Source organism: Pseudonocardia halophobica (assembly GCF_050948485.1).
Taxonomy (GTDB): Bacteria; Actinomycetota; Actinomycetes; order Mycobacteriales; family Pseudonocardiaceae; genus Pseudonocardia; species Pseudonocardia halophobica.
Window position 1 is genome coordinate 6,730,406 of record NZ_CP192046.1, and the last position, 21,118, is coordinate 6,751,523.

At 75.7% G+C, this 21,118-nt stretch carries 22 protein-coding genes; 4 read left to right on the forward strand and 18 right to left on the reverse strand.

Annotated features, from left to right (window positions below; all coding sequences use genetic code 11):
• Positions 1-27 precede the first annotated feature (27 nt).
• The 7 genes from glmM to eccCa form a co-directional block, all read right to left on the reverse strand.
• Positions 28-1,374 carry a phosphoglucosamine mutase gene (gene glmM / locus ACQP04_RS32060; protein ID WP_433504227.1) on the reverse strand — a complete coding sequence of 449 codons (1,347 nt, stop codon included), beginning with the start codon at positions 1,372-1,374 and terminating at the stop codon, positions 28-30.
• Between the two features lie 12 nt (positions 1,375-1,386).
• A complete protein-coding gene (gene rpsI / locus ACQP04_RS32065) occupies positions 1,387-1,932 on the reverse strand; it encodes a 30S ribosomal protein S9 (protein WP_063739773.1) in 546 nt (181 codons plus the stop codon).
• 32 nt (positions 1,933-1,964) lie between these two features.
• Positions 1,965-2,408 (reverse strand): 50S ribosomal protein L13, encoded by a 444-nt coding sequence (rplM, locus tag ACQP04_RS32070; RefSeq protein ID WP_037046201.1) that lies wholly within the window; start codon positions 2,406-2,408, stop codon positions 1,965-1,967.
• Between the two features lie 258 nt (positions 2,409-2,666).
• Positions 2,667-2,954, reverse strand: coding sequence for a WXG100 family type VII secretion target (locus ACQP04_RS32075; RefSeq protein ID WP_433504228.1), 288 nt, complete (start codon positions 2,952-2,954; stop codon positions 2,667-2,669).
• An 11-nt stretch (positions 2,955-2,965) separates the two neighbouring features.
• The gene (locus tag ACQP04_RS32080) at positions 2,966-3,295 is read right to left on the reverse strand and encodes a WXG100 family type VII secretion target (RefSeq protein ID WP_433504229.1); all 330 of its coding nucleotides are present in this window, start codon (positions 3,293-3,295) and stop codon (positions 2,966-2,968) included.
• 91 nt (positions 3,296-3,386) lie between these two features.
• On the reverse strand, positions 3,387-4,547 hold the full coding sequence (locus ACQP04_RS32085; RefSeq protein WP_433504230.1) for a type VII secretion-associated protein: 1,161 nt from the start codon (positions 4,545-4,547) through the stop codon (positions 3,387-3,389).
• Positions 4,532-8,200 (reverse strand): type VII secretion protein EccCa, encoded by a 3,669-nt coding sequence (gene eccCa / locus ACQP04_RS32090; RefSeq protein WP_433504231.1) that lies wholly within the window; start codon positions 8,198-8,200, stop codon positions 4,532-4,534. Before eccCa ends, ACQP04_RS32085 begins: the two co-directional genes overlap by 16 nt.
• Before the next feature lie 130 nt (positions 8,201-8,330).
• Here eccCa and eccD point away from each other — a divergent pair, with 130 nt between their 5' ends.
• Together eccD and ACQP04_RS32100 are read left to right on the forward strand one after the other, a co-directional pair.
• A complete protein-coding gene (gene eccD, locus ACQP04_RS32095; protein WP_433504232.1) occupies positions 8,331-9,671 on the forward strand; it encodes a type VII secretion integral membrane protein EccD in 1,341 nt (446 codons plus the stop codon).
• Positions 9,665-10,837 carry a S8 family serine peptidase gene (locus ACQP04_RS32100; protein ID WP_433504233.1) on the forward strand — a complete coding sequence of 391 codons (1,173 nt, stop codon included), beginning with the start codon at positions 9,665-9,667 and terminating at the stop codon, positions 10,835-10,837. Before eccD ends, ACQP04_RS32100 begins: the two co-directional genes overlap by 7 nt.
• On the opposite strand, the gene ACQP04_RS32105 is transcribed toward ACQP04_RS32100, so the two are convergent.
• Positions 10,776-11,360, reverse strand: a complete 585-nt coding sequence (locus tag ACQP04_RS32105; RefSeq protein ID WP_433504234.1) for a hypothetical protein — start codon at positions 11,358-11,360, stop codon at positions 10,776-10,778. The genes ACQP04_RS32100 and ACQP04_RS32105 overlap by 62 nt on opposite strands.
• Positions 11,361-11,449: 89 nt before the next feature.
• Here ACQP04_RS32105 and ACQP04_RS32110 point away from each other — a divergent pair, with 89 nt between their 5' ends.
• Positions 11,450-12,322 carry a LysR family transcriptional regulator gene (locus ACQP04_RS32110; RefSeq protein ID WP_433504235.1) on the forward strand — a complete coding sequence of 291 codons (873 nt, stop codon included), beginning with the start codon at positions 11,450-11,452 and terminating at the stop codon, positions 12,320-12,322.
• Here the strand turns inward: ACQP04_RS32110 and eccB are convergent.
• Together eccB and ACQP04_RS32120 are read right to left on the reverse strand one after the other, a co-directional pair.
• On the reverse strand, positions 12,319-13,647 hold the full coding sequence (eccB, locus tag ACQP04_RS32115) for a type VII secretion protein EccB (protein WP_433504236.1): 1,329 nt from the start codon (positions 13,645-13,647) through the stop codon (positions 12,319-12,321). The genes ACQP04_RS32110 and eccB overlap by 4 nt on opposite strands.
• A gap of 171 nt (positions 13,648-13,818) precedes the next feature.
• Complete coding sequence (locus ACQP04_RS32120; RefSeq protein WP_433504237.1) at positions 13,819-14,268, reverse strand: nucleoside deaminase; 450 nt, start codon at positions 14,266-14,268, stop codon at positions 13,819-13,821.
• An 86-nt stretch (positions 14,269-14,354) separates the two neighbouring features.
• Here ACQP04_RS32120 and ACQP04_RS32125 point away from each other — a divergent pair, with 86 nt between their 5' ends.
• Positions 14,355-16,241, forward strand: a complete 1,887-nt coding sequence (locus tag ACQP04_RS32125) for a hypothetical protein (RefSeq protein WP_433504238.1) — start codon at positions 14,355-14,357, stop codon at positions 16,239-16,241.
• Here the strand turns inward: ACQP04_RS32125 and truA are convergent.
• From truA to infA, 8 genes are all read right to left on the reverse strand, one after another.
• On the reverse strand, positions 16,219-17,085 hold the full coding sequence (gene truA / locus ACQP04_RS32130; protein ID WP_433504239.1) for a tRNA pseudouridine(38-40) synthase TruA: 867 nt from the start codon (positions 17,083-17,085) through the stop codon (positions 16,219-16,221). The genes ACQP04_RS32125 and truA overlap by 23 nt on opposite strands.
• Positions 17,086-17,101: 16 nt before the next feature.
• On the reverse strand, positions 17,102-17,743 hold the full coding sequence (gene rplQ, locus ACQP04_RS32135; RefSeq protein ID WP_433504240.1) for a 50S ribosomal protein L17: 642 nt from the start codon (positions 17,741-17,743) through the stop codon (positions 17,102-17,104).
• Between the two features lie 2 nt (positions 17,744-17,745).
• On the reverse strand, positions 17,746-18,795 hold the full coding sequence (locus ACQP04_RS32140) for a DNA-directed RNA polymerase subunit alpha (protein WP_358203704.1): 1,050 nt from the start codon (positions 18,793-18,795) through the stop codon (positions 17,746-17,748).
• Positions 18,796-18,898: 103 nt separating this feature from the next.
• Positions 18,899-19,504: a 30S ribosomal protein S4 gene (rpsD, locus tag ACQP04_RS32145; protein ID WP_433504241.1), complete on the reverse strand. Its 606-nt coding sequence runs from the start codon at positions 19,502-19,504 to the stop codon at positions 18,899-18,901.
• 21 nt (positions 19,505-19,525) lie between these two features.
• Positions 19,526-19,933 (reverse strand): 30S ribosomal protein S11, encoded by a 408-nt coding sequence (rpsK, locus tag ACQP04_RS32150; protein ID WP_013677438.1) that lies wholly within the window; start codon positions 19,931-19,933, stop codon positions 19,526-19,528.
• Positions 19,933-20,313: a 30S ribosomal protein S13 gene (rpsM, locus tag ACQP04_RS32155; protein ID WP_037046145.1), complete on the reverse strand. Its 381-nt coding sequence runs from the start codon at positions 20,311-20,313 to the stop codon at positions 19,933-19,935. The genes rpsK and rpsM overlap by 1 nt, the downstream gene beginning before the upstream one ends.
• A 167-nt stretch (positions 20,314-20,480) precedes the next feature.
• Positions 20,481-20,594, reverse strand: a complete 114-nt coding sequence (rpmJ, locus tag ACQP04_RS32160) for a 50S ribosomal protein L36 (RefSeq protein WP_015883600.1) — start codon at positions 20,592-20,594, stop codon at positions 20,481-20,483.
• A gap of 24 nt (positions 20,595-20,618) precedes the next feature.
• Complete coding sequence (gene infA / locus ACQP04_RS32165; protein ID WP_010228514.1) at positions 20,619-20,840, reverse strand: translation initiation factor IF-1; 222 nt, start codon at positions 20,838-20,840, stop codon at positions 20,619-20,621.
• Positions 20,841-21,118 lie beyond the last annotated feature (278 nt).

A 21,118-nucleotide genomic window follows, 5' to 3' on the forward strand; every position in this document is an offset into this window, starting at 1 on the left:
CCCGCCTCGGACGGCGCCGGCGCCGGGTCAGACGGCTGCGGCCACCACGGAGGCGATCCGGCCGGCGGTGGTCTCGGCGAGCTCCTGGGTGCCGGCCTCGACCATCACCCGGACCAGCTGCTCGGTGCCCGACGGCCGCAGCAGCACCCGCCCGGTCTCCCCGAGCTCGGCCTCGGCCTTCGCCACCGCCTCGGCCACCGCGGGCGATGCCGCGACGGCCTCCTTGTCGGCGACCTTCACGTTCTGCAGCACCTGCGGCAGGGGCTGCACCACGGAGGCCAGCTCCGCCAGCGTGCGACCGGTCTCGGCCATGCGGCTCATGAGGCGCATCGCGGTGAGCAGCCCGTCGCCCGTGGTGGCGTGCCCGGGGAGCACGACGTGCCCGGACTGCTCGCCGCCGAGGGTGAACCCGTGGGCGCGCAGGTCCTCGAGCACGTACCGGTCGCCGACCGCGGTGGTGCGCAGCGTGACGCCCTCCGCCTTCATGGCCAGGTGCAGCGCGAGGTTGCTCATCACCGTGGCGACGAGGGTGTCCTCGGCCAGCTCGCCCGACTCCTTCATGGCGAGCGCGAGGATCGCCATGATCTGGTCGCCGTCGACGATCCGGCCCCCGGCGTCGACGGCGAGGCAGCGGTCGGCGTCGCCGTCGTGTGCGATGCCCAGGTCGGCGCCGTGCTCGACCACCGCCGCCTGCAGGGCGTCCATGTGCGTGGAGCCGACACCGGCGTTGATGTTCAGCCCGTCCGGCGCCGCGTGCAGCGCGACGACCTCGGCCCCGGCCTTGGTGTAGGCCGTCGGCGCGGCCTCCGAGGCTGCCCCGTGCGCGCAGTCGACGACGACCTTCACGCCGGTGAGCGGACGCGGCGTCGCGACGAGCAGGTGCGCGACGTACTGCTCGAGCGCCTCGGGCAGGTCCCGAACGCGGCCGATGTCCGCGCCGGTCGGCCGGGTCCACTCGGCGGCGAGCCCCTGCTCGATCTCGAGCTCCAGCGCGTCGGGCAGCTTGTGCCCGCCCGCGGCGAACAGCTTGATCCCGTTGTCCGGCATCGCGTTGTGCGAGGCCGAGATCATGACGCCGAGGTCCGCGCCCAGGGAGTCCACGAGGTGGGCGACCGCCGGGGTGGGCAGCACGCCCAGGCGGACCGCGTCCGCGCCCGCGGACGTGAGGCCGGCGAGCACGGCTGCCTCGAGCATCTCACCGCTGGCGCGGGGGTCGCGCCCGACCAGCGCGACGGGGCGGTGCTCGTCGCCGGCGGCGCGGTGGGCGGCGAGGACACGGGCGGCCGAGGCGGAGACGGAAACGGCGAGCTCCGGGGTGAGGAGCTCGCCGTTCGCCAGGCCCCGGACGCCGTCGGTTCCGAAGAGTCGACGCATCCGGCTACCGGATCAACGCTTCGAGTACTGGGGCGCCTTGCGGGCCTTCTTGAGGCCGTACTTCTTGCGCTCGGTGGCGCGGGCGTCCCGGGTGAGGAAGCCGGCCTTCTTCAGCGGCGGGCGGTCCTCGGAGTCCACCTCGACCAGCGCGCGGGCGATGGCCAGGCGCAGCGCACCGGCCTGGCCGGAGGTGCCGCCGCCGGTGAGGTTGGCGAAGATGTCGAACCGCTCGGTCTTCTCGACCGTGACGAGCGGCTCCTTGATGAGCTGCTGGTGCAGCTTGTTCGGGAAGTAGACCTCGAGGGACTTCCCGTTCAGCGTGAACTGACCCGAGCCGGGGACGAGGCGCACCCGGACGACGGCCTCCTTGCGGCGGCCGACGGTCTGCACCGGGCGGTCGGAGACGATCGGGGCCTCGACGGCGAACTCGTCGGCCGGGGCCTCGGTCTCCGCCGTGTCGTACGACGCGGCGTCGCCGATGGTGTAGTCCAGGTTGTCGCCGGCCTCGGAGGCCTCGGAGGTGTAGACCTCCTGCTCGGGCGACTCGGGGGTGCTCACGCTCTGTCCCTCTTCGTTGCTCTCGGGGTAGGTCACTGCGCGACCTGGGTGATCTCGAACGGCTGCGGCTTCTGGGCCGTGTGCGGGTGCGACGGGCCGGCGTAGACCTTCAGCTTCTTGGCCATCGCCCGGCCGAGCCGGTTCTTGGGCAGCATGCCCTTGATGGCCTTCTCGACCAGCCGGTCGGGGTGCGACTCGATCATCTCGCCGACCGAGCGCTGCTTGAGACCGCCCGGGAAGCCGGAGTGGCGGTAGACGAACTTGTCGTCCCGCTTCTTGCCCGAGACCGCGATCTTCTCCGCGTTGACGATGACGACGAAGTCGCCGGTGTCCATGTGCGGGGCGTAGGTCGGCTTGTGCTTGCCGCGCAGCAGCGTGGCAGCGTGGGTGGCCAGGCGACCGAGCACCACGTCGGTGGCGTCGATCACGTGCCAGGCACGGGTGATCTCACCGGGCTTGGGGCTGTACGTGGGCACGGGTCTACCTCGTCGTTCTCGGGCTCGGGAGCTGCCTCGAAGTCAGTCTCTCTTCTGAGTGCGCCGGTGCGGACGCCGCCCGACCACCGGCCGGGGCCGGCGGCGGCGCGGGTCTCCACCCGTCGCACAACGAACAGTCAGGGTACCCGCCGCTCGGAACGGAGGTCAAAACGCCCCCACTCCGACCGCGAACGCCCTGCACGAACAGGGTACGCGCCCCGCTCCCGGCTCCCCACGCGGGGGCCGGGCGCGGGCCGTTCACGCCCAGCGGCGGGCGTTGACCTGCTCGACCTGACGGTAGCCCTCCTCGGCCCGGCCCAGCGCCTCGCCGATCCGGGCGAGCACGGCGGTGAGGTCGACGGCGGCCGCGTCCCACTGCTTCTGGCGGGCGGCGTAGTCCGTCGCCGCCTCGCCCTCCCAGGTCGCGACCAACGGGGCCAGCTCGCGGCGCAGGTCGTCGAGCCGGCCGGCGATGCGCGCCGCGGTGCCCGCGACCGCGGTGCGGGCGGCGGCGAGCTCGGCGAAGGTGACCCTGATCTCCCCCACTGTCCGTCCCCTCAACCCAGCGCCGCGCGGATCGCGGAGAGCGAGGCGGACCGGTCCTCCTCGGCCTGCCGGTACGTCCGGCCCGACCCGGTGATCGCCTCGCCGATGCCGCGGAGGGCGGCGGAGAGCGCCCGGGCGTCGGCGTCCCACCGGGCCATCAGCGACTCGAACGTCGTGGCGGCCTCGCCGCGCCACGTGCCGGCGAGCGGCGTGAGCCGGGAGCGCAGCGCGCCCAGCTCGGCCTGCACCTGCTCGTCCGTCCCGACGACCCGGGCCCCCGCCCTGGCCATCTCCTCCGGTGTGGTGCCGAACCCGCCGGCCCCGGTGGTCCCGCTCGTCATGACGTCCTCCCCTGACTCGGTGCGGCGAGCCTGGCAGCGGCGGGCCCGGCCCCGGGGCGCTTCGGGCGAACCGTTCGCGATGGTGAAGTGGTCACTCCCGGACCCGCAGCGAGGCGACGACGACCGCGCACGCCCGCTCGACCGCCGCCGACCCGCCGGGCGGGTACCGGCAGCCGACGCTGAGCTGTTCCGTGCCCTGCAGCCGGACGTGCCACTCGACGGTCGCCGGGCCGTCGATCTCGCGGTAGCGCACCCCGCCGCCCTCCTCGCGGAGGCCCTCCAGCCGCGTGCCCGCCGCGACCGCGTGGTCGTACCGGTCGCGCAGCTCGGCCCGGGCCCGGGCGCCCTCGGTGCCGGCGTCGTAGCCGAGCGGGGTGCGTTCGACGGCGACGAGCCCGGTCCCGTCCGGCTCGGCGGCCGGGGCGAGCAGGGTGCGGCGGTGCTCGGGGGCGCCGCCGACGTGCGCCCACCCGTCCGGCACGGCGACCTCGTACCCGTACTGGACCAGGCGGTCCGCGGGCAGCGGATCGGGCAGGAGGAGGCCGAGACCGAGCAGGCCCGTCGCCGTGACGATGGCGAGGACGGCGGTGAGCAGGCGCCGGCGGCGGGGCGGGGGTGGCGGAGGGAGGAGCGTGGGTCGCTGCTCCGGGTCGTGGTCGGCTGCCGGCTCGTGCCCCGCGAGCACGGCCGCCACCTCCGGCCGCGGGGCGACGGTGACCGGCCCGCGTCCCGCCTCGTCGAGCAGCGCGGCCAACAACGGCGTCCGGGCCACGCCGCCGACCAGCAGGACCGGCCCGGGCGGCACGGCCGCGACGACCTCGGCGAGGAGCGGGGCCAGCGCCTCGCGGACCTGGTCGGCGGTGATCCGGACCCGCCCGGCCTCGGTGCCGATCGTCGCGGCGGGCAGCAGCGAGAGCGTCTCGCGCAGCACCGTGACGTCGGCCTCCCGGCGCGGGGCCGCGGGCAGCAGGGCGCGCACGGCCGCGTCGAGGTGCATGCCGCCGACCGGGAGCTGCCGGACGAGCCGGCCGTCGCGCAGTACCCGGGTGCCCGACGCCCCGGCGTCGACGACGAGGCCGGGGATCGGCGCCGGCCGGACGGGCCGCACGCCGGGGAGGAAGGCCGCGGCGGTCGCGCCGGGTGGGACGCCGGCCGGGAGCACACCGTGCAGCACTGTCCGCCCGTCCTCCCGGCCGGCGACCCGCGTGCCGCCGCGCCCGGCGTCGACGGGGCAGGTCACGGCTCCGCCCACGCCACCTGCACCAACCGCGGGGCTCCCCGCCGGTCGACCAGGAGGCCGCGGCCCGGCGGCTGGGGTCCGGCCCGGACGGCGCCGACCAGCGGCCCCTCGTCCGGACTTCCGTGCATCACCAGCGCCGGCCCACCGAGCTCGCGCAGCCGCCCGACGACGGGGTCGAACAGGGCCCGTGACGCGCCGCCGGTCCGCCGCGCGACCACCAGGTGCAGCCCGACGTCGGCCGCCTGCGGCAGGAACTCCGCGAGCGGTCCCAGCGGGTGCGGCGCGGTGGAGCCGGCCGGGGCGACGAGGTCGTAGTCGTCGACGAGCACCCAGACCTCCGGGCCCGACCACCAGTCCCGCGCCGCCAACTGCTCCGGCGTGACCTCCGGGCCCGGCAGTCGGCGACGCAACGTCCCCGCGAGCTCCCGGCCCGCGTCGGCGATCGCGGTCGCGGTCCCCGCGTGCTCGACCACGTGGCTCGTCGGCAGCCCGCCGAGCAGCGACCGGCGCGGGTCGATCACCACGATCCGCGCCTGCTCCGGTGTGTGGCGCGCCGCGATGCCGCGGGCCAGGAGCCGCACCAGACCGGTCTTGCCGCTGCGGGCGTCGGCGAAGCAGAGCAGGTGCGGCTCGGCGGGATCGAGCAGGACCGGTTCGAGCCGCTCCTCGTCGAGGCCGAGCGGGACGCCGTCGACCGAGTCCAGCAGCGGTTCCGCGGCCACGAGCGCGGGCAGCACGCGCACCGGCGGGAAGGCGGGCCCGGGCCGGTGGACGAGCGGGCCGGGCGCGGCGAGGACCATCGCGTCGCCGTCGGGAGCGAGTCCGTGGCCGGGCCTGGCCGGGACGCCGGCGGCCCGGCGACGGTCCACCTCCGAGTCCCCCGGCTCGCCGAGCCGCAGCTCCAGCCGGGTCCCGAGCTTGTCCTTCAGCGCCGGCCGCAGCTCGCCCCACCGTCCGACCGAGACCGCGAGGTGGATCCCGTACGCCAGCCCGCGCGCGGCGAGCGCGGCGAGCCGGGCCGCGGGGTCGTCGGCCGGGCCCGCCGTCAGGGCGGCGTACCCGTCGACGACCAGCAGGACGTCCGTCGCGGGCTCGTCGGCCAGCTCGCCGACCGCACGTCGCGCCCGGAACTCCTCGACCGAGCCGATGCCCTCCGCGCGGAACCGCGCCTCCCGCCGCGCGAGCAGCCCGCCCACCTCGGCGAGCGTGCGCCGCACGAGGTCGGGGTCGGCCGCGACGGTGCCGACGTGCGGCAGCTCCGCGAGCGCGGCGAGGGCGCCGCCGCCGAGGTCGAGCACGTGCACGCCGAGCTCCCCTGGGCTGTGGGCGCGGGCGAGCGCGGCGACGAGGGTGCGCAGCGCCGTCGACTTGCCCGACCGCGGCCCGCCGGCCACCGCGACGTGCCCCGCCGCGCCCGCCAGGTCGACGACGAGCGGGTCCCGCCGTTGCCGCGCGGGCCGGTCGACGAGGCCGACCGGCACCCGCAGCGCGGACCCGGCGCCGAGCGCGTCGATCGGGGGCGGCTCGTCGAGCGGCGGCAGCCAGGCCCGATGTGCCGCAGGGCCTCCGAGGGCGACGACGGCGTCGACCGCGGCAGCCAGCACCGACTCCCCCGCGGATTCGGGGCCGGGTTCCGGCGTGGCGACGGGAGCCGCGGTGAACCGGTGCGCGCGGCGTGCGACGGCCGCGCGGCCGACGGGCGCGGCCCCGGAGACGTAGGCGCCCCGGAACCGGACGAGCTGGTCGGTACCCGCGGAGAGGATCGCCGCGCCGGGCATCGGCGGGAGGGTGTGCGCGTCGGGCACCGCGAGCACCGCCCGCGACTCGGAGGCGGAGAAGGTGCGCAACGCGATGCGGTAGGACAGGTGCGACTCGAGCCCGCGCAGCCGCCCCTCGTCGAGCCGCTGCGAGGCGAGCAGCAGGTGCAGCCCGAGCGAGCGGCCCAGCCGGCCGACCGTCACGAACAGCTCCACCAGCTCCGGTCTGCGCGCCAGGAGCTCGGAGAACTCGTCGACCACGATCAGCAGGACGGGCAGCGGAGGCAGGTCCCGGCCCGCGGCGCGTTCCCGCTCGTACTCGGCGATCCCGGCGAGGTTCCCGGCCGCCCGCAGCAGCTCCTGGCGCCGGGTGATCTCGCCCTCGAGCGCGTCGGCCATCCGGTCGACGAGGGCCAGCTCGTCGACCAGGTTCGTGATCACGGCGGAGACGTGCGGCAGCCCGCCGAGGCCGAGGAAGGTCGCGCCGCCCTTGAAGTCGACGAGCACGAGGTTCAGCTCGTCGGGACCGTGCGCGAGCACCAGGCCGACGACGAGCGTCCGCAGCAGCTCGCTCTTGCCCGACCCCGTCGCCCCGACGCACAACCCGTGCGGACCGCTCCCGCCTCGCGCGGACTCCTTGAGGTCGAGCAGGAGCGGGCGGCCGGCGGCGTCGAGCCCGAGCGGGATCCGCATCCGGTCGGCCGCCGAGCGCGACCGGCGCAGCGTCGCGACGTCCGCGGGGCAGATCCCGGTGAGCCCCAGCAGGTCCGGCAGGCCCTCCGCCGCCGGCCGGGTCCGCTCGGTGCCCGCGGGCCGGTACCGGGCGAGGCGGCGGGCGAGGGCGAGCGCGTCGGCGGCGTCGAGCTCGTCCGGGCACGCGACGGCGCCGGGCTCGTCGAGCCGCAACCGCACGACCGACGCGGACTCCCGCCGCGCCGCGGGCACCCCGACCCGCAGCACGGTCACGCCGTCCGCCGCCGCCCACGCACCCGGCCCGTCGACCGGGCCGTCGACGACGACGAGCAGGTGCCGCGGGCCGGGGTCCGCGGCCCACCAGCGGCGCAGCTCGTCCGGATCGGAGGTGATCATGCGGACCGGGCCGAGGGCGTCCTGCTCGGCGGCATGGGCGTTGTGCGGCAACCACTTCAGCCACTCCCAGGCCTGGTCGCCGGTGAGCGCCGCGACGCGGACGTCGGACGGGCCGTGCCCGAGCACGAACCCCGCGACGACGGCCCGCGCGACCGCCCGGGCCCGCTCCGGACCGCCGTCGAGCCACACCGCCGACGCCGCCTGCAGGTCGGCCGCGACGGGCAGGTCCGGCACGACCGAGTGCCGGGCCAGCAGGCGGCGGAGCGCCCGGGCGCTCACCGGTTCGACGCCGTCGACGGGCCCGGTGCGGGGCGGCACCAGCGGGGTGGCGAGCTGCTGCGGGCCGCGCCCCACCCGGACGCGGGCGAAGTCCGCGTCGCCGGGGTCGCGTTCCCACAGCCGGCCGGCGGCGAGCATCTCGGGCCAGGCGGCGGGATGCGGGTACTGCTCCTCCAGCGCCGCCCGCTGTGCCGCGGCCGCGCGGTCGGCGCGTGCGCGGAGCTGGGCGAGATAACGAAGGTAGTCGCGGCGGTCCTCGTCGACGGTCGCGGTTCGCTCGGAGCCGCGGGCGGTACCGCCCGTGAGCAGCATGCCGACCGACGACAAGGCGAACATCCCGCCGAACACCCACGCCGACGGCTCGCTCGATCCTACGGCGACCACGCCGAGCGAGCCGAGCAGCATCGCGACCGGCAGGGCCCGGGCGAGCAGCCCGGGCGGGAGCGCGCGCTCCGGCTCCGGCGGCGGCTCCACCCGGATCTCACCGGTGGGCAGCGGCGGCGTGCGCCGGCGGTGCCGTGCGACCTCGACCGTCCCCAACTCGTGCCCCACTTTCGCCGAACGGCCGCGGGCGGACCCCCGTTCGGCCGATACTGCGGCCCGATGATCGCAACGCGAGGCGGTCCCGCGGGGCGGTTTCGCCGAAGTCGTGAGTACCGGGAGGTCGTGTGTGGACGCCTACCGCCGGGTGACGGTGCTGGCCCCGGCCTGCCGGCTCGACGTCGCGCTGCCGGCCGACCTCGCCGTGGCCGAGCTGGTGCCGATGGTGCGGGAGCTGCTGGGCGGGCCCGTGCCCGCCGCCGGACGGGCCCCGGTCCCGTGGCGGCTCGACGGCGCCGCCGGGGCGCCGCTCCCGCCGGGCGCCACGCTCGCGCAGCTCGGCGTGCACGACGGCGAGCTGCTGCGGATCGGTCCCGCTCTGGTACCGCCGCCGCCGCCGCAGTACGACGACCTGCCCGAGGCCCTCGCCGCGGCGGTCGAGGCCGGGGCGCGGGGCGGCGACGACCGGGTACTCCCGCTCGCGGTTCTCGTCGCGGTGACGGCCGTGTCGGCGCTGCTCGCGGGGGCGCGCGGGGGCGGGCTGCTCCTCTCCGCGGCCGGGGTGGTGGTGGGGGTCGGGGCGGCGGTCGGTGCTCTGATGGTGTCGCGGGTCGGTGGGCGGGGTGTGGCGGCCGGTCCTGCGCCGGCGGGGTCCGAGGACAGGGCGCGGAAGCTCCTGGCCGCTCTCTGCGCCCTCCCGCCCGCCGCCGCGGCGGGTTGGCTCCTGGCCCCCGGCTCGCCGACGGCCGCGGTGCTGGGTGCGGCGCTGCTCCTCGCCCTGGCCGCGGCGAGCGCGCAGGCCGTGGTGCGGGTCGTCGCACCCGTCCTCACCGCCGCCTCCCTCGTCGGCGCGACGACGGCCCTGAGCTGCGCCGTCCTCCTGCTCACCCGCGGCACACCCGCGTCGGCCGGGGCGGCGTGCGCGGCCGTCGGTGTGCTCGTCGCTCCTCTGTTACCGCGGCTGGCCCTGCGGCTCGCGGGGCTACCGGGCCCGGAGGACCCCGCGCACCCACCACTTGGACCGGAGCTCCGGGCCGACCTCGCCCGCCGCCACCTCGCCGGTCTGGTGCTCGGCGGCGCCGTCGCCACCGCCGGCGGCGCGGGGCTCGCCGCCACCGCCCCGGGGCCGTGGGGGCCGCTCCTCGCGGCGGCCGTCTGCGTCGTGCTCCTACTGCGCGCCCGGGGGTTCGCCGAGCCGATCCCCTCCCGCGCGCTGCAGGTGGCGGGGCTGCTCGGCGGGTGCGGCGCGGCGGCAGCGGGAACCCTTGCCGCCCCCGCCCCGATCCGTCTCCTGGCGGCGCTCGCGAGCCTGGCCGCCCTGCTCGTCGTGCTCGCGCTGCACGCCCGGCCGCGCCGCTCCGGACCGGTCGGCCGCCGCACCCTCGACCTCGCCGAACTCGTGGTGACCGCCTCGTGCCTCCCGCTCGCGGCGGCGGCGCTCGGCCTGTTCGCGCTGGTCCGCGGATGGTGAGCGGGCTCGTCCCGGTCGCCGCGCTGCTGCTCGCGCTGGCGCCGGGACCGGACGGCGGACTGAGCCAGGTGACCGAGTGCGTCGGGGCGGGCGGCACCGAGCGGGGCGGTGGGCTGCCGCTGGCCGAGGTGCACGCGTTGGCCGACGGCACCGGCATCCGGGTCGCGGTGATCGACACCGGCGTCGCCCCGCACCCGCGCCTGGCCCGGCTGACCGGCGGCGGCGACTACCTCACCGGCGGCGACGGACTCGCCGACTGCGACGGCCACGGCACCGCGGTCGCCGGTCTGCTCGCCGCCGCCCCGAGCCCCGATGACGACGTCGCCGGCGTGGCATCGGGAGTCGAGGTCGTCGCCATCCGGCAGGCCAGCCCGTCGTTCACGGTGACGACGGCGAGCGGCGAGACTTTGCCCGCCGGCGACACCGCCTCGCTGGCCCAGGCGGTGCTGCGGGCGGTCGGCCTCGGCGCCTCGGTCGTCACGATCAGCGAGGCCGTCTGCCTGGACGCCGGCCGCGCCGCGGTCGTCGGGCGGCCGTTGCGGGCCGCGGTGCGGGCGGCGAAGGCCGCCGACGTGCTCGTGGTCGCCGCCGCCGGCAACGTCGGCTCCGGCGGCTGCACGGGCGAGCCGGGCGAGGTGCCCCTCCCCGCCGCCGCGGGCTTCGCAGGCGGCCCGGGTGTGCTCGACGACGGGGTGCTCGCCGTCGCCGCCGCGACCCCCGAGGACGCCCCGGCCCCCTTCACCGTCCACGGCCCCTGGGTCGACCTCGCCGCCCGCGGAACGGGTCTGCGGTCGCTCGCACCCGGCTCCGGGCTCACCGGACCCGACCTGCAGGGCACGAGCCTCGCGGTGCCGATCGTCGCGGGCACGGCCGCGCTGGTCCGGCAGCGCTTCCCCGCGCTCGGCGCGACGGCCGTCGCCGAGCGTCTGGTCGCCACGGCTCGCCGGGTCCCGGGCGGTCGGTCCGACGCACTCGGTGCGGGCGTCGTCGATCCACTGTCCGCCCTGACCCTGCTCCCCGCGGCCGATCAGCGCCCGGCGACCTCCGCCGTTGCGTCCCGCCCGCCCGCGAACCCGACGCCCGCCTGGGTGCCGATCGCCGCGGTCACGGCGCTCTGCGTCCTCGCCGGCGCCTCTCCGCTCCTGGTGCGTCGGCTCCGTCCCTGATCCGACGCCCGCTCCACAGCGGCTCCGCCGCGGCCCATTCCGCAGCGAGCCGGCGGGAACGCTGCCGGGCCGCGGCCGCCGCCGTGAGCCACCCCGCTGCGGCGATCGCCGCCCCGCCGAGCAGCACGATCAGGCCACCGACGACGACCGCGTCAGCCGTGCCCGTCGCCGGCGGAGCCACAGGGCGCCCGGCGGCGTCGACCCACAGCGGCACGGTCCGGCCCACGGGGGTGCCCGGCTCGACCGTCACCGGCCCGAGGCGACCCGTGCCGTCCGGTGCGAGCCACACAGCCTGCACCGGGACCTGCGAGACCAGGGCGTTCTCGTCCGGCGCGCGGACGGGGGCGCCGGCGACGGTGGTCGCCTCGGTGCGGTGCAGGTCCGGCGCCGCGCGGTACACCGCCCGCGCCCCGGCCGCGTCGCCGAGGAGGACCGCTGCGACCAGCACGACGAGTGCCGCGGCCGGCGCGATCCGCCGCACCACGGCTGCCACCCGCTCGATGTCGAACCCGGTGTGTGTCACGCATCGAGAATCGGCTGGTCGTGACGGAAGCACAATGTGCCGGTCGTCGGGTGAGACTTCGGCACATCCGAAGGCTGTACGGTCCGGGCATGGCGTTCGACCTGCTCGATCTCCGGCTCTTCCTCGCGGTGGCCGAGCACGGCAGCATCACCCGCGCCGCCGAGCTCGTGCACCTCTCGCTGGCCTCGGCGAGCGGCCGGATCCGGGCGATGGAGGCGGCCTCGGGCGCGCCGCTGCTCGACCGGCACCGGCGTGGGGTCGTCCCCACGCGCCCCGGTGTCCTGCTCCTGGCGCACGCGCGGGAGATCGTCGAGCGCCACGACCGGATGCGCCTGGAGCTCGCGGACCTCGCGGGCCGCCCGGCGACGGTGACCGTGCTGGCCAACACCTCCGCGGCGACCCTGCTACCGGACGTCCTCATCGGCTTCCTGGCCGACCATCCCGACGCCGACGTCGACCTCCTCGAGCGGCCGAGCCACCGGATCGTCGTCGGGCTCACGTCCGGGCGGGCCGAGTTCGGCCTCCTCGCCGACACCGTCGACCTCGCCGGGCTGGAGACGGTCCGGCTCTGCCCCGACCCGCTGCAGGTCGCCTGCACCCCCGACGACCCGTTGGCGAGGACCGCGAGCCTCACGTTCGCCGAGGTCCTCGACCGGCCCTTCGTCGGCTACGCCGAGGGCAGCGCGTTCGAGGAGCACCTCCGCCGCCAGGCCCTGCCGCTGGGCGCGCATCCCCGGCACCGCGGCCGCTTCCCCGACGCCGCGTCCGTCTGCCGGGCGGTCGCAGCGGGCGTCGGGATCGCGGTCCTGCATGCGCGCAGCATCGCCGACGGGCTCGTCCGCGTTCCCCTCGCCGACGCCTGGGCCGACCGCGACCTCGTCCTGGCGACCCGCAACCTCGCCGGGCTCAGCCGGCCGGCACGTGCCCTGGCCGACCGCATTCGCATGAAGCTGAGGCCTTAGGACCCGACGGCGCGGCGGGCGTCGGCGAGGTCGAGGCGCCCGCCCTGCGGGAGCAGTCGGAGCGCGGCCTCGGGTGCGCCCGGGAGTGCGGCCGGCAGGCCGAGCGCCGCGGCCGTGTCGGCGTCGGCCACGCCGTGGGCGATCCCGCTCGCCGACAGCAGCCAGACCGTGCCGCCCCCGGTCGGCGACACCGCCCGCACCGGCCCGCCGCCGAACAGCACGGCCGCGGCCGCCTCACCACCGGTCAGCGGCACCCGCACACCCTCCCGGACCGCCGGCAGCGTCGGCGTCAGGCTCACCCCGGGGCGCGCATCGGCCGCCGTCGCGCACACGATCCCGCCGTCCGACGACCACGCGGGCACCCGGTCCGGCCACCCGGCGGTCCGCAGCGTGGTGAGCCGCGGGGCCTCGGCGACGCGGGCGGGCTCGACCTCGCGTGGACCCGTGCCACCCTGTGCCCGCAGCACCTCGGCGAGGGTCGCGGGCACCTCCTGCACGCCGCCCGGCACGATCGCCAGGAAGGCGCGGCCGCCGTCGAGACCGGTGGTCGTCAGGACGTCCCCGGGCCGGCCGGGCACCCCGCGCGGGCCCGGGCCGTCGGGCAGGACGGGCGGTGCCAGGGTCGGTCCCTCGGGGATCGCGGAGACCGTCGACGCGCCGACCTTCCGGGGCGCGGCGCCCGCGAGGCCGAGACCGGTCAGCACGGTGGGATCCGCGCCGACCGCGTGCCGGACCCCGTCGAGCACCGCGAAGCGCTCCCCGTCGGGCGCCTCGACGAACAGCGCCGGTGCCGTCGGAGTCCCCGGCGTCAGCGTCCCGGCCAGCACCGTCGTGCCCTCCGGTGCGTCGCAGACCGCCCAGCGCTCGGGCACCGCGGGCCCGTCGATCGCGACTCCTACCGCGCCCGGTAGCTCGGCGGGCGGGGTCCGCGCCGCAGTCACGAGGTCGGCGTCCGGCACCATCCGCGGCTCGCCCGGCGGTTGCCCGAGTGCGCCGAGGACGAGGCGTCCGGCGACGGCGTCGGGCACCGGGACCAGCCGGTCCGGCTCGTGGGCGACGACGTACACCGCGCCCGACGGCGTGCCGACCACCAGCGCCTGCCGGCTCCAGTCCGGCCGGGGCGCGAGCACCGCCTGCACCGCGGCGGCACCGAGCCCGAGCAGCGCGAGGACGACGCCGACCAGCGTGGCCCGGCGCTGCGCGCGCAGCTGCTCGTTCAGCGGCAGCGGGTCGGCCCGGACGAGCGCGGCCTCGAGCCGCCGGAACGCGTAGCGGTGGGCGTCGGCCTGGTCGCGGGTCGCGGGCGGCAGGACCGGGAACGGCACGCCCGGACGCTAGCTCCGCGGCGCCCCCGCCCGAGGCGAAACGGGAGAACTCGTGGCCCGGCCTCCCGGGATCGCCGTCTCGGACGCCCCACACCGCCGACTCGCGGTGCCGGAACTCCCGACTCGCGGGGGCGGAACTCCCGACTCGCGGGGGCGGGAGCGCGACTCGCGCTACTCCTCCGCCACCCCGATGTCCTCGTTCCACAGGTCGGGGCGGGCGGCGATGAAGTCCTCCATGAGCCGGACGCAGCGCTCGTCGTCGAGCAGGGTCACCCGGACACCGTGCTCGGCGAGCCAGTCGTGGCCGCCGGTGAAGGTCCGGCTCTCCCCGATGATCACCGCGCCGATGCCGAACTGCCGGATCAGCCCGCTGCAGTACCAGCACGGCGAGAGCGTGGTGACCATGGTGGTGCGCCGGTAGTCCCGCTGCCGGCCCGCGTTGCGGAAGGCGGCCGTCTCGCCGTGGACCGACGGGTCGTCGCCCTGGACGCGGCGGTTGTGCCCGCGGCCGAGCACCTCGCCCCCGGGCCCGAGCAGCGCGGCGCCGATCGGGATGCCTCCCGACGCGAGCCCGGCGCGGGCCTCCTCGAGCGCGATCTCCAGGGCGGCGTGTGCGTCCACGCGGCCCAGCCTCCCATCCCGGGCGCCCGTCCGGTGCCCGGGCAACCCACGCGAAACACACCGTTCCGCTGGCTACTGTGGGAGGCGTGGACACGCCCCGTGAGACCTCCGGTGAGTCCACCACCGACGCCGCCCCCGACGCCGACGTCGCCACGCCCGCCCCCACCCCCGACTCCGTCCCCGACACGGCCGACGACCTCACGCTGCTCCGCCGGTACGAGCCGGTCCTGCGCTACACGAAGGGTGAGCTGTTCCTGCCGGTGACGGTCGGGGACTACGTCCAGCGCTGCAGCCTGTGGGACGAGCCGGCGGGCGAGCGCAAGCGCCCCGGCGAGCCGCTCGTCCCGGCCGGCGAGCTCACGCTCGAGGGCCTCGGCGAGGCCGGCCGCCGCTACCGGGAACGTCGCCTGCACCTGCGGTTCGTGCAGGAGTCCCTCGGGGCGCGGGAGGTCCAGCGGTGGCGCCGCGCCGAGCGCCCGCGGCTGGGCGGCTTCGGCCGCTTCGCCGCGGTCGGCGTGATCGCCCGGCTGATCGACGTCCTGCTGCGGCTGTCCCTGCTCGTCCGCGGCAAGGTGCCCAACGGCCTCGTCGCGGCCGCCCACAAGCGCGCCCGCGACCTGGCCGGCGCGACCTACTACGGGCGCGTCGTGCGCACCGCGGGCTACACGGTGCTGCAGTACTGGTTCTTCTACGCCTTCAACGACTGGCGCTCGACCTTCCACGGCGTCAACGACCACGAGGCCGACTGGGAGACCGTCGCCGTCTACCTCGTGCCGGACGGGGCCGGGGGCCTCGTGCCGGCGTGGGTCGCCGCCTCCACGCACGACGACCACGGCGACGACCTGCGCCGCCGCTGGGACGACCCGCGGCTCGACCGGGACGGCACGCACGCCGTGCTCTACCCGGGCGCCGGGTCGCACTCGCACGCGTTCGTGGCCGGGGACTACGTCGTCAGCGTCGGCCTTCCCGCCCTCCGCGCGGTCCTGCGCACGCTCCAACGCGTGCGGCGCTGGTTGATGCCGTTCGCGCCCGAACCCGGGACCGGCGGCTTCGACATCCCGTTCATCGACTACGCCCGCGGTGACGGCGTCCGGCTGGGTCCGGGGGGCCGGTCCTGGAAGGCGGTGCTCGTCGACGACAGCACGGCCTGGATCCGTGACTTCCGCGGCCTGTGGGGGCTCGACACCCGCGACTCCTTCGGCGGCGAGCGCGCCCCCGCCGGACCCCGCTACGAGCGCGACCGGACGGTCCGCCGCTCCTGGGCCGACCCGTTGGGCTGGGCGGGCCTGGACAAGGTGGCCGCGACGGCCGAGGAGGAGGCCGCGGCGCTGCAGGAGCGGATGAAGGTCCTGCAGACCCGGGTCGACGAGCTGGAGGACGAGATCGAGACCGAGCGCGCCGGGGTCCGCGGCCTCCACGCGGAGCTGCGGTTCCTCGCCGCCCGCTCCGACGCCGCCCCCGGCCGGCCCGCCCACCTGGAGGAGCTCGAACGGCGGGAGCGCGAGCTGGCGGAGCTGGTGGCCGAGCGGGTGCGGCTGACCGAGGAGATCGACGTCCAGGCGGACCGCCTGGCGGGCCCGCGCCCGCCCGGTCCGCCCGACGCCCACCTGCGCCGGCCGCACATGCCGTACGTGGTTCCGGCGGACCTCCGGTCCCGGTTCCTGCGGGTGTGGGCGGCGCTGTCGATCCCGGTGCTCATCGGCGGGCTCGGCGCCCTGCTGTTCTGGCCGCACCTGTCGACCCTGCTGTGGTTCGCCGTCGGCCTCGTGCTGTTCGCCGTGGTGGAGGCCGTGGCCCGGCGCCGCTCGATCGAGTTCGCCGCCACCATGGCCGGGCTCGCGATCACCGCGCTCGTGATCACCAGCGGGGTGATCGCGCTGCTGTCCGGCTGGAAGATCGTGCTGGCCGGGTCGCTGGCTCTCGCGGCGCTGGTCCTGCTCGTGGTGAACGTCAGGGAGCTGCGGGGGCGGTAGGTCCGGTCGGGCCCCGCAGGTTGCGGGTGACCTCGGCCCGCGCGGCGAGCCCGGCGTCGGCCGGGTAGTCCACGCCGACGAGGGTGAGCCCGTGCGCCGGGGCCACGGCCACGCCCTCCCGCTCCGCCCGGCCGAGCAGCGCGGCCGGCCAGTCGACCGCGCGACGCCCGCGCCCGACGTCGAGCAGTGCGCCGACGAGGCTGCGGACCATCGAGTGGCAGAAGGCGTCGGCCGACACGGCCGCCGACACCACCCCGTCCGCGTCGCGGGTCCACGTGAACCGCTCCAACGCGCGGACGGTCGTCGCGCCCTCGCGACGCTTGCAGAAGGCGGCGAAGTCGTGCTCGCCCAGCAGCCGCTCCGAGGCGGCGTTCACGGCGTCGAGGTCGATCGGGTACGGCCAGGACACGGTGTCCCGCGCGCGCAGCGGCTCGGCCCCGTACGGGGTGGTGGCGACGCGGTAGACGTAGTGCCGGCGCAGCGCCGAGAACCGGGCGTCGAACGCCGCGGGGACGGGGGTGACGGCGCGGACCCGCACGTCGGGCGGCAGGAACCGGGCGAGCCGGCGGACGAGCCGCACGGTGTCGACGTCGGCCGCGAGGTCGGCGTGGGCGACCTGGCCGGTGGCGTGCACCCCGGCGTCCGTGCGGCCGGCGACGGTGAGCCCGACCTCGGTGCGCAGGATGCGGCTCAACGCGTCGATGAGCACGCCGCAGACGGTCCGGCGGGTCGGCTGGACCGCCCAGCCGGAGAAATCGGTGCCGTCGTAGGTGATGTCCAGACGAAAGCGGGCGAGCCCGCCACCCTCGCGGGTGGCGGGCTCGTCCGGATACTGCGTGGTCACGCGAGTGGACCCCTGATCAGGCCTTCTCGGTGCCCTTGTCGTCCTTGTCCGACGCGTCCTCGGCCTTCGCCTCGGCACCCGCGGACTCCTCGGCGTCGGACGCCGGAGCGGTGGCCGCCTCGGCCTCCTCGATCGCCTCGGCGTCGGTGGGCTGCGGCTGACCCGCCGCGGCCACCGTCTCCTCGGAGACCGGCTGGTCGGCCGCGGTCTCCTCGGTCGCCGTCGCCTCGGTCGCCGGGGCGGACTGCGTGGCCTGCGAGGCCGCCGCGCGCCGGGCCCGGTTGGCCTCGTCCGTGACGGTCTTCTGCTGGATCAGCTCGATCACGGCCATGGGGGCGTTGTCGCCCTTGCGCGGCAGCGTCTTGGTGATCCGGGTGTAGCCACCGTTGCGGTCCGCGTAGAACGGGCCGATCTCCTCGATGAGGCGGTGGACGACGCCCTTGTCGCGGATGACCTTGAGGATCTCGCGACGGTTGTGCAGGTCGCCCCGCTTGGCCTTGGTGATCAGCCGCTCGGCGTAGGGCCGCAGCCGGCGGGCCTTGGCCTCCGTCGTGGTGATCCGGCCGTGCTGGAACAGCGCGGTCGCCAGGTTGGCCAGGATCAGCCGCTGGTGAGCGGGCGAACCGCCGAGGCGGGGCCCCTTGGTGGGCTGAGGCATGGCTACAACTGCTCCGTTTCTGCGTAGTCCTGGCCGTCGTCGGAGAACGGGTCGGCGTCGTAGCCGCCGGTGTCGCTCCCGTAGTCCGAGGCGGCCGCAGACGGGTCGAACCCGGGCGGGCTGTCCTTGAGCGCGAGGCCGAGGCCGACGAGCTTCATCTTGACCTCGTCGATCGACTTCGCGCCGAAGTTGCGGATGTCCAGCAGGTCCGCCTCGCTGCGCCCGACGAGCTCGCCCACGGTGTGGATGCCCTCGCGCTTGAGGCAGTTGTAGGAGCGGACGGTGAGGTCGAGCTCCTCGATCGGCATCGCGAAGGCCGCGATGGTGTCCGCCTCCTGCGGCGACGGACCGATCTCGATGCCCTCGGCGTCGACGTTCAGCTCGCGGGCGAGGCCGAACAGCTCGACGAGGGTCTTGCCCGCCGACGCCAGCGCGTCCCGCGGGCCGATGCTCGGCTTGGTCTCGACATCGAGCACGAGCTTGTCGAAGTCCGTGCGCTGCTCGACACGGGTGGCCTCGACCTTGTAGGTCACCTTGAGGACCGGCGAGTAGATCGAGTCGACCGGGATCCGGCCGATCTCGGCGCCGGTGGCCTTGTTCTGCATCGCCGGGACGTAGCCGCGACCCCGCTCGACGACGAGCTCGACCTCGAGCCGGCCCTTGTCGTTGAGCGTGGCGATGTGCAGGTCCGGGTTGTGCACGGTGACACCGGCCGGCGGGACGATGTCCCCCGCGGTGACCGCGCCCGGGCCCTGCTTGCGCAGGTACATCGTCACCGGCTCGTCCTCCTCGGAGCTGACGACCAGCTCCTTGAGGTTGAGGATGATGTCGGTGACGTCCTCCTTCACCCCCGGCACGGTGGTGAACTCGTGCAGCACGCCGTCGATGCGGATGCTGGTCACCGCCGCCCCCGGGATGGAGGACAGCAGGGTGCGCCGGAGCGAGTTGCCCAGCGTGTAGCCGAAGCCCGGCTCGAGCGGCTCGATGACGAAACGGGAGCGGGTCTCGGTGACCGAGTCCTCGGTCAGGGTGGGGCGCTGAGAGATCAGCACTTCTGTGTCTCCTTCGTGTGCCGCGGCACCCACTATTTGATGCCGCAGTGAGCCCCCCGCCCCACTGCAGGGCGGGGGGACGAACAGGAGACCGTGAGGACTACTACTTGGAGTAGAGCTCGACGATCAGCTGCTCGGTGACCTGTGTGTCGATCTGCGCGCGCTCGGGCAGCTGGTGCACGAGGATGCGCAGGGTCGACGGGACGACCTGCAGCCACGCCGGGATCGGGCGGTCGCCCTGGGTCTCCTTGGCGATGACGAACGGGTCGAGGCTCATCGACTTGGGCTTGACGTCGATGATGTCGTACTGCGAGACGCGGTAGCTGGGGATGTTCACCTTCTGGCCGTTGACCAGGAAGTGCCCGTGGTTCACCAGCTGGCGGGCCATGCGCCGGGTACGGGCCAGGCCAGCCCGGTACACGACGTTGTCCAGCCGCGACTCGAGGATGCGGAGCAGCTCGTCGCCGGTCTTGCCGGAACGGCGGTGCGCCTCCTCGTAGTACGAGCGGAACTGCTTCTCCAGCACGCCGTAGGCGAAGCGCGCCTTCTGCTTCTCCTGCATCTGCAGGAGGTACTCCGTCTCCTTGATCCGGATCCGGCCGTGCTGGCCGGGCGGGTAGGGACGGCGCTCGAACGCCTGGTCGCCGCCGACGAGGTCGACCTTCAGCCGGCGGGACTTGCGGGTCATGGGTCCGGTGTAACGAGCCATGTCTGGTTACTCCCTCTCCCCTTAGACCCGGCGCCGCTTGGGCGGGCGGCATCCGTTGTGCGGCTGGGGCGTGACGTCGGAGATCGTGCCCACCTCGAGGCCGGCGGCCTGCAGCGAGCGGATCGCGGTCTCGCGGCCCGAGCCCGGGCCCTTCACGAAGACGTCGACCTTCTTCATGCCGTGCTCGGCCGCCTTGCGGGCGGCGTTCTCGGCGGCCATCTGCGCCGCGAACGGCGTGGACTTGCGCGAGCCCTTGAAGCCCACGTGCCCGGCGGAGGCCCACGCGATCACGGCACCGGTCGGGTCCGTGATGGACACGATGGTGTTGTTGAACGTGCTCTTGATGTGCGCGTGGCCGTGCGCGACGTTCTTCTTCTCCTTGCGGCGGACCTTCTTGGGTCCGGCCGCGCCACGGGTGCGGGGCGGCATTACTTCTTACCTGCCTTCTTCTTGCCCGCCACGGTCTTCTTCGGGCCCTTGCGGCCGCGCGCGTTGGTCTTCGTGCGCTGGCCGCGGACCGGAAGCCCACGACGGTGGCGGATGCCCTGGTAGCACCCGATCTCGATCTTCCGGCGGATGTCGGCCTGCACCTCACGGCGCAGGTCGCCCTCGACGCGGAAGTTGTTCTCGATGTACTCGCGCAGGGTGGCGAGCTGCTCGTCGGTCAGGTCCTTCGAGCGCAGGTCCACGCTGATGCCCGTGGCGGCGAGGATCTCGAGCGAGCGCGAGCGCCCGATCCCGTAGATGTAGGTCAGTGCGACCTCCATCCGCTTGTCGCGGGGGAGGTCGACACCAGAGAGTCGTGCCATGCGGCTGGTGTCTCCTTGGGTCGTGCCGGGTACTCCCGACGGCCGTCCCTGGTGACTGGCCAGGGCACCGGCCCGGTACCGGAGGTGTCACCGCGCCTCGGGTGGCGCGGCAGGTCCGTCGGGTTCCTCTTCTTGAGCTGTGAGCGTCTCCGCGTGGAGTGCGGCGATCAGCCCTGGCGCTGCTTGTGGCGCAGGTTCTCGCAGATCACCATGACCCGGCCGTGACGGCGGATCACCTTGCACTTGTCGCAGATCGGCTTGACGCTCGGCTTGACCTTCACGTCAGGCGATCCTTCTGTTGGTCGTCACTTGTAGCGGTAGACGATGCGGCCGCGGGAGAGGTCGTAGGGAGAGAGCTCCACGACCACCCGGTCCTCGGGGAGGATCCGGATGTAGTGCTGCCGCATCTTCCCGCTGATGTGCGCGAGGACCCGGTGCCCGTTCTCCAGCTCCACGCGGAACATCGCGTTCGGCAGGGGTTCGACGACCCGGCCCTCGACCTCGATCGCCCCGTCCTTCTTGGCCATGTCCTCCGCGTTCCGTGACAGGTGACTGTTGTCGGTCGTGCTGGTACTGCAGGTACTGCTGGGTACTTCTGGGGTACTGCTCGCCTTGCTACGGGCGCACCACGGGGCGGGGACGGGACCGGAGGGTGCGCACGCGCACGAGCGGAACCGGCGCCACACGGCGCGCCGAGGACCCAGTGTACGTGTGCTTTACAGGGCCCGGCACATGGGGTACGCGCGCGGGAGGCCACAGGCCCCGCAACACGGGCCCCGGACGCCCCGCTCCTGTCCGCTTCGCC